The following is a 6,940-nucleotide window of genomic DNA, read 5'->3' as shown; positions in this document are numbered from 1 at the left end:
GGCCGACCCGCAGCGCCATGGGAAAGACGATCTGCGTGAGATCCTGCCCCCATGTCATGCCAAGCGAGCGCGCCGCACGGCGGGTGACCGAAGGCACCGCCTCGATCGCGCCGCGCACGATCTCGGTGCAATAGGCCGAGGTATAGAGCGCCAGCACGATGCAGGAGGTCACGAAGGGCGAAATCCCCCAGCCCGCGATGGCCTGAAAAGCGTTGGCAAGGATCAGTTGGATCAGCAGCGGAACCGAGCGGAAGATATCCAGCACGAAGGTCAGCGGCAGCGCCGCCCATGGGCTGATCTGGCTGCGCAGCACCCCGAAGAACACCCCCAGCAGCGTGCCGCCCACCACCGCGAAGGCGGTGACCGAAAGCGTCACCCCCGCGCCTTTGAGCATGAACAACAGGTCGTTGAAGGTCAGAGCCGTATCAAACATCTATTCTCTTCCTTCAGTAGCGAAACAGGCGGGCGGCAAGCAGCCGTGCGCCAAGCATCACGGTCTTGGCGATCACGTAGTAGATCACCGCCGCCAATGCGAAGAATTCAAAGGTTCGGAAGCTGCGCGCGTTGAGGTCTTGCGTCACCCCGGCGAGATCCGAATTCAGCCCCACCGTGACACCCAGAGAGGTCATCAAGATCGCCCAGATCATCTGGTTCGTCGTCGGCAGGAACGAGATGCGGAACATCTGCGGCAGGATGATCAAGCGAAACGCCTTGGCCTGCCCCATGCCCAGTGACCGCCCGGCGCGCAGCTGCGTGCCCGGAATGGCGCGCATCGCGCCGCGGAACGTCTCGCAAAGGTAGCCCGCGTTGTTGAAGGCGATCCCGGCCAGCAGCGCGGCGTAGGGGCTGAGATAGATCCCGAAAGACCCGAGCCCGAAATGCGCCATGTAAATCTGAAACAGCGCCGGCGTGTTGCGCGCCACTTCGACCCATGCGGTCGCAGGCGCCCGCAGCCAAGCCGATTTGGCATCCCGGCCCACGGCCAGCAGCACGGCGATGGCAATGCCGATGAGCATCGACAGGATCGATATTTGCAGCGTGACCAGCGCGCCTTCCAGCATCTCTGGTAAGGCGCGAAAGGCCTGTCGCCATTGAAAGGTATAGTTGCCCATCTCTTGCTCCGATCAGCGGTTATCGGCAGGGGGGCCGCAGGTCGCGGCCCCCGCATTCATCAGCGATAGGCTTTGGCGATGGTCAGATCCGGCGCCTCGCCGCCGACCCATTTGTCGAACAGTTCCTGATAACGGCCCGAGCGCACCTGCTGGTTCACGAAGAGGTCGAGGTAGTTCAGCAGACCGTATTCCTGACGCAGGCCGATCAGACCGACATAGTCCACGTCGAACGGCGCATCGCCCGCGATGGTCAAACCGTCGAACTTGCCGCTCGCCACGATGGAGGAGGCCACGGTGGAGGTCACGACCGTCGCGTCGATCTGGCCTTGGGCCAACGACAGGAAGACGTCCGCTTGGCTCTGGTAGGAACGGAAGCTGCCTTCGTCCCATGCGTCGACCTGCTCTTCCAGCGCGATGGCTTCGAAAGTGCCCGCGACGGAGCCCACGGTCTTGCCCTTGAGGCTTTCAAAGCTGTCGACGCCCGCGTCTTCGCGGGTCAGCACAACGTTGGTGAAGGCGAAATAGGGCACCGAGAAACCAACGGTCTTAGCGCGCTCCAGCGTGTCAGAGGTGGAGGCAACACCCACATCCGCACGGCCCGAGACGAGGGCGGGAATACGGTCGGGGAAGGGCGTCTCCACGATCTCGGCTTCGACGCCAAGGGCGGCGGCCAGGTCATTGCAATAGTCCACATCGAAGCCAACGGGCGTATTGCTGTCATCGCGCGAGCCCATGGGCGGGAAGTCCAGCACCACGGCGCAGCGCAGCGTGCCCGAAGAAATGATGTCGTCCAGTTTGTCGGCCTGAGCGGCTGTGCCGATCACGGTCGCAGCCACGAGGCTCCCGGCGAGTTGCGTGAATTTCATAGGTATCTCCCTCTTGGGTTGGTCGCCCCCGACTCTCTCTGGACGGGGTGCGGGGTGGTATGAAGGAACAATGTCTTCATTAAAAATACAATATGTATTTTTAACTTTTACCGGCATGTCGACATATTTTTGATACATTCCAGCCTGGCCAGCATGGTCGCGAAAGAGCAGCCGGTCGGGCTGCCCCCACGGCGTAACAAATGCGAAAAGCCGGGCGCGCGGCCCGGCTTTTCCGATCTTAGATTATTCCGCCGCGTCTTCCGGGAGCAGCGCCTCGGGCAGGTTCTGATAGGACACGGGCCGCAGGAAACGGCGGATCGACAGGGTGCCCACGCTGGTCGCGCCGAAGTTGGTGCTGGCCGGATACGGCCCGCCATGCACCATGGAATCCACCACCTCGACCCCTGTCGGGAAACCGTTGGCCAACAGGCGACCCGCCTTGCGCTCCAGCACCGGCATGAGGTCGCGCGCGGCGTCGACATCCGCGTCATCCATATGCAGGGTGATGGTCAATTGCCCGTCCAGTTCCAACGCCAGCGCGCGCATCTCTTCGAGCGAAGAGACCCGCACCACCAAGCCTAGAGGGCCGAAGACCTCTTCGTGCAGCGTCGGATTGGCCTTGAACTCTTCGCCCGTGGTTTCGAAGAGGGCAGGCGCGGCGGTGCGGCCTTCGCTGTCGGCCAGATGCACCTGGCGCAGGCTTGGCGCGGATTTGAACTTGTCCCGCCCTGCGCAATAGGCCTCCGCGATACCGTCTGTCAGCATGACCTGCGGGGCCACGTCTTGCAGCGCTGTTGCCGCGTTCTGCACGAAGGCGTCGGCGCCCGGCCCGTCAATCACCACGGCGATCCCGGGATTGGTGCAGAACTGGCCCGCGCCCATGGTCAGCGATGCCGCCCAGCCCTTGCCAAGCTCCTCGGCCCGTGCCGCCATCGCGGCGGGCAGCATGAACATCGGGTTGACCGAGCCCAACTCGCCAAAGAAGGGGATCGGCTCTGGCCGCGCGGCGCAGAGATCGAAGAGCGCCCGGCCCCCGGCGAGCGAGCCGGTGAAGCCCACGGCCTTGATCAGCGGATGCTGCACCACGGCCTGCCCCACGGCGCGGTTGCCGCCTTGGATCAGCGAGAAGACCCCGCGCGGCATGCCGCAGCTTTCAACCGCGGCATGGATCGCTTCGGCCACGATCTCTCCGGTGCCGGGATGGGCGGAGTGGCCTTTGACCACGACCGGGCAGCCCGCCGCCAGCGCCGCTGCGGTGTCACCGCCCGCCACGGAGAAAGCCAGCGGGAAGTTCGACGCGCCAAAGACGGCCACGGGGCCGATGGGGCGTTGGACCATAGTTATCGCGGGCCGCGGGGCGGGCTGGCGGTCGGGCATGGCGGCATCGAAGCGACGGTCCAGATAGTCACCCTTTTCGATATGCGCCGCGAAAAGGCGGAGTTGGCCCACGGTCCGGCCCCGCTCCCCTTCGAGCCGCGCTTCGGGCAGGCCGCTTTCTTGGCTGCCGATCTCGGTGATCTCGGCCCCGCGGGCGTCGATCTCATCGGCGATGGCGTTGAGGAATTTGGCGCGGGTCGCGCGGCTGGAATAGCCATAGTCCCAAAACGCAGCTTCGGCGGCTTCGCAGGCTTGGTCGACCAGTTCCACCGTGCCGACCGAGAAGTCATGCGCAGGCCCATGGGCGGGGCTAGAGCTAAAGCGATCATCCGTGGCGATCCATTCGCCAGCGATCAGGTGTTTGCCGTGGGGAGTAAAGGCCATCTTCTATCCTTTCTTGCGGGCCGCGGCCCGGTGTCAGCTTGCGTCTCTCCGCATCTGCATACATGATGTATGCATGATTGCAACCCAAGCCCTGCGAGGTTTCAGATGGCCGACACAACCCTCTCTCACGATGACCTGACCGCGATGGTCATTCGGATTTTCCAAGGCGGGGGCCTGTCGCCCCTGAATGCCGCCGCCCTCGCGCGGGTGATTGTCGCGGGCGAAGGCGATGCCTGCAAATCCCACGGCATCTACCGGATCGAAGGCTGCCTGCGCACGATCAAGGCGGGAAAGGTGGTGCCCGACGCCGTGCCACAGGTGCATCATGACGACAGCGCCGTGGTGCGCGTGAACGCAGGCGGCGGCTTCTCCAACGCGGCCTTCGAAGCAGGCGCGCCGGTGCTGGCCGAGCGTTGCCGCACCACCGGAATCGCCGCCATGGTGATCAACGATTGCACCCATTTCGCCGCCCTCTGGCCCGAGATCGAGGCGCTGACCGAGATGGGCCTTGCAGCCATGGCCATGTGCCCCAGCTATGCCAGCGTCGCCCCCTCGGGCGGAACCGACCCCTTGATGGGGACCAACCCTTTCGCCTTTGGCTGGCCCCGGGAAGGGGGCGACCCTTACGTTTTCGATTTCGCCACCAGCGTCGCCGCGCGGGGGGAGATCGAATTGCACCGCCGCGCGGGCACGCCCCTGCCCGAAGGCTGGGCCATCGCACCCGATGGCAGCCCGACGACCGACCCCGAAGCCGCCCTCGCCGGGGCTATGCTGCCCTTCGGCAGTCACAAGGGATCGGCCATCTCGACCATGATCGAATTGCTTGCCGGGGTGATGATCGGTGACCTGACCAGCCCTGAAGCGCGCGATGCCTTGGGCTCGCTCACCCTTGCGCCCGCCCATGGCGAATTGATCATCGCCTTCGACCCCAAAACGTTTGCCGCAGGCCGCCCCGGCGACCCCTTCGCGCGGGCGGAAACCCTCTTTGATGCGATCACCGGGCAAGGGGCGCGGCTGCCCTCGCAGCGCCGGTTCAAGGCGCGTGCCGAGACGCGGGCCAAGGGGATTCCCCTGACGGAGGCCGAGATGCGCAGTCTTGAGCGTTTGCTGGCCGAAGGGCTCGACGCCGTCTGACCCCCACCGCGCGCCGCCCTCCCGCGGGGGTGGGGCGCGATCCCGCCCAAACACGCCTCAAAGCGCCGCAAAATCTTGCCACCATCGCAGGGCGATTGTCACAAAAAAAGAGCCGATCCTACGGAAATCAAGGCGAAAATTTGTGCAGCCCCCGCCGCGCAGCAGCCGGATCGGCGGTTTTCCGCGCTGCCCTGCGGCAATCCGCTGATAGTTGCAATATCAAGTTTCCAGCCTCCGCAAAAAGATTAGATAGGGGAAAAATTGCACACTCTTAACGTGTCTTCTGAGGTATTGTTTTGCCGAATTTCCCGACTGCACGACCGATTGAACAGCGGTCCGAAACCCTAGAACGCCGCCAGTTCCTCACCCTCTCCGCCGCGTCCTTTGCCGCCGCGCTCATGCCGCGGCACAGCGCGGCGCAGGAGGTGCCCGCCGCCTCCTTCACCTTCGACGCACTGGTCGAAGATATGCGGCGATTGGCCCAGACCTCCTATGTGGCCCCGAAGCCGGTCGAAGGCTTCCTTGCCGATCTGGATTATGACGCCTACCAGCGCATCCGGTTCCGGCCCGAGCAGGCCCGCTGGCAGGAAAAGGGCGTGGCCTTCAGGCTGCACGCCTTCCACCCCGGCTGGCTGTTTAAGGAAGCGGTGAAGATGAACGAGGTCCGGGGCGACGCGGTGGAACCGATGGGCTTTACCACCGCCGATTTTGAGTATGACGACGAAGAACTCGCCAAGTCGATCCCGCCCAATGCCGAGATGCCGGGCGTCGCCGGTTTCCGCCTGCACACCCCGCTCAACCGGGCCGATATTTTCGATGAATTGATCGTCTTCCAAGGGGCGAGCTATTTCCGCGCCTTGGGCAAGGACACGCTCTATGGTCTCAGCGCGCGGGGATTGGCCGTCAACACCGGCCTGCCCGAAGGTGAGGAATTCCCCCGCTTCAGCGAGGTTTGGCTGCGCCGCCCCGAACCGGGTGACGATAGCGTCACGATCTATGCCGCGCTCGACAGCCCTTCGGTGACCGGGGCCTATCAATTCGTGATCACACCGGGCGAAGACACCACCGTCGAAGTCACCATGCGGCTCTTCCTGCGCGAAGACATCAAACAGCTTGGCATCGCGCCGCTGACCTCGATGTTTTTGCACAATGGCGCGGATAAGGGCAATTTCGACGACTTCCGCCCCGCGGTGCATGACAGCGAAGTCTTGGTGCTGAACACAGGCAAGGATACCACCCTCTGCCGCCCGCTGAACAATCCGCCGCGTTTGGCGAGTTCCTATTTCGGGGCGCAGAGCCCGCGGTCTTTCGGGCTGGCGCAGCGCAATCGGGACTTTGAGCATTACCTCGACGCGCAGGCCCATTACGAACGCCGCCCCTCGCTGATGATCGAACCCATGGGCGACTGGGGCAAAGGCACGCTGCGGCTGGTCGAGATACCTTCGGATCTGGAAGGCAATGACAACATCGTGGCCTATTGGATCCCCGAAGGGGAGACCCGCGCGGGCGATGAACTGGCCTACGGCTACCGCATGCACTGGGGGATGACCCCGCCGGGCGCGACGCCGCAGACCCTTGGCCGCGTGGTGCGGCTGCGCTCGGGCCATGGCGGGGTGGCGGGTGTTGAGGCAGACACCGAGACCCGCAAATTCGTCATCGACTTCGCCGGCGGACAGCTCAGCGATATGCCGAGCGACGCCGAGCTTGAACCCGTCACCAGCGCACAAAACGGCGAGATCGTGGAGGCGATCCTAAGCCGGGTGGATGGCAGGGACGAATGGCGGCTGGTGCTGGAACTGCGCGCCGAGCCTGACGCCATCGTCGAAATCAAGGCAGTTCTATCGGGATATGACCGCAATCTGACAGAGACATGGGTGTACCAATGGATCAACGCATGACCCTTCAAGACGCGACGACCCCCACTTCTGCAATGGCTGGCGAGGCCGAGAACTGGATGCCGCCCGCTGCCCCGCTTGCGATGCCACGGCAGAGCTTGGAACGGCGCGGCCATCTGGCCGGGCTGGCCGACCTTGCGCGGGCATTTCTGCTGCGGCGTAAGGCCTGAGC

General features: G+C 64.2%; 7 protein-coding genes. 3 read left to right on the top strand and 4 right to left on the bottom strand.

The window, feature by feature from the left end:
* From FCK22_RS08200 to FCK22_RS08185, 4 genes are all read right to left on the bottom strand, one after another.
* On the bottom strand, positions 1-433 hold a 433-nt coding region (locus FCK22_RS08200; RefSeq protein ID WP_136720368.1), incomplete at its 3' end, for an ABC transporter permease subunit.
* Between the two features lie 13 nt (positions 434-446).
* Entirely contained in the window at positions 447-1,112 is a 666-nt protein-coding gene (locus FCK22_RS08195) for an amino acid ABC transporter permease (RefSeq protein ID WP_067260891.1), read from the bottom strand.
* A gap of 59 nt (positions 1,113-1,171) precedes the next feature.
* Positions 1,172-1,978 carry a transporter substrate-binding domain-containing protein gene (locus FCK22_RS08190; RefSeq protein ID WP_067260893.1) on the bottom strand — a complete coding sequence of 269 codons (807 nt, stop codon included), beginning with the start codon at positions 1,976-1,978 and terminating at the stop codon, positions 1,172-1,174.
* A gap of 243 nt (positions 1,979-2,221) precedes the next feature.
* Positions 2,222-3,739 (bottom strand): aldehyde dehydrogenase (NADP(+)), encoded by a 1,518-nt coding sequence (locus tag FCK22_RS08185; RefSeq protein ID WP_067260895.1) that lies wholly within the window; start codon positions 3,737-3,739, stop codon positions 2,222-2,224.
* A 105-nt stretch (positions 3,740-3,844) separates the two neighbouring features.
* Here FCK22_RS08185 and FCK22_RS08180 point away from each other — a divergent pair, with 105 nt between their 5' ends.
* The 3 genes from FCK22_RS08180 (at position 3,845) to FCK22_RS18885 (ending at position 6,938) form a co-directional block, all read left to right on the top strand.
* Entirely contained in the window at positions 3,845-4,873 is a 1,029-nt protein-coding gene (locus FCK22_RS08180; RefSeq protein ID WP_067260898.1) for an Ldh family oxidoreductase, read from the top strand.
* 398 nt (positions 4,874-5,271) lie between these two features.
* A complete protein-coding gene (locus FCK22_RS08175) occupies positions 5,272-6,771 on the top strand; it encodes a glucan biosynthesis protein G (RefSeq protein ID WP_082851917.1) in 1,500 nt (499 codons plus the stop codon).
* Positions 6,768-6,938 (top strand): hypothetical protein, encoded by a 171-nt coding sequence (locus FCK22_RS18885; RefSeq protein ID WP_156505591.1) that lies wholly within the window; start codon positions 6,768-6,770, stop codon positions 6,936-6,938. Before FCK22_RS08175 ends, FCK22_RS18885 begins: the two co-directional genes overlap by 4 nt.
* The last annotated feature ends 2 nt before the right edge of the window (positions 6,939-6,940 follow it).

It is taken from the genome of Sulfitobacter sp. 15WGC, from assembly GCF_005068605.1.
In the GTDB taxonomy this organism is placed as follows: Bacteria; Pseudomonadota; Alphaproteobacteria; order Rhodobacterales; family Rhodobacteraceae; genus Sulfitobacter; species Sulfitobacter faviae.
Note: the sequence above shows the minus strand (reverse complement) of the source record. Positions and strands in the feature narration are given on the sequence as shown.

Excerpts from the sequence above, each read along its gene's own strand:
- FCK22_RS08195 (WP_067260891.1), bottom strand. The coding sequence starts at position 1,112 with ATGGGCAACTATACCTTTCAATGGCGACAGGCCTTTCGCGCCTTACCA.
- FCK22_RS08190 (WP_067260893.1), bottom strand. The coding sequence starts at position 1,978 with ATGAAATTCACGCAACTCGCCGGGAGCCTCGTGGCTGCGACCGTGATC.
- FCK22_RS08185 (WP_067260895.1), bottom strand. The coding sequence starts at position 3,739 with ATGGCCTTTACTCCCCACGGCAAACACCTGATCGCTGGCGAATGGATC.
- FCK22_RS08180 (WP_067260898.1), top strand. The coding sequence starts at position 3,845 with ATGGCCGACACAACCCTCTCTCACGATGACCTGACCGCGATGGTCATT.
- FCK22_RS08175 (WP_082851917.1), top strand. The coding sequence starts at position 5,272 with ATGCCGCGGCACAGCGCGGCGCAGGAGGTGCCCGCCGCCTCCTTCACC.
- FCK22_RS18885 (WP_156505591.1), top strand. The coding sequence starts at position 6,768 with ATGACCCTTCAAGACGCGACGACCCCCACTTCTGCAATGGCTGGCGAG.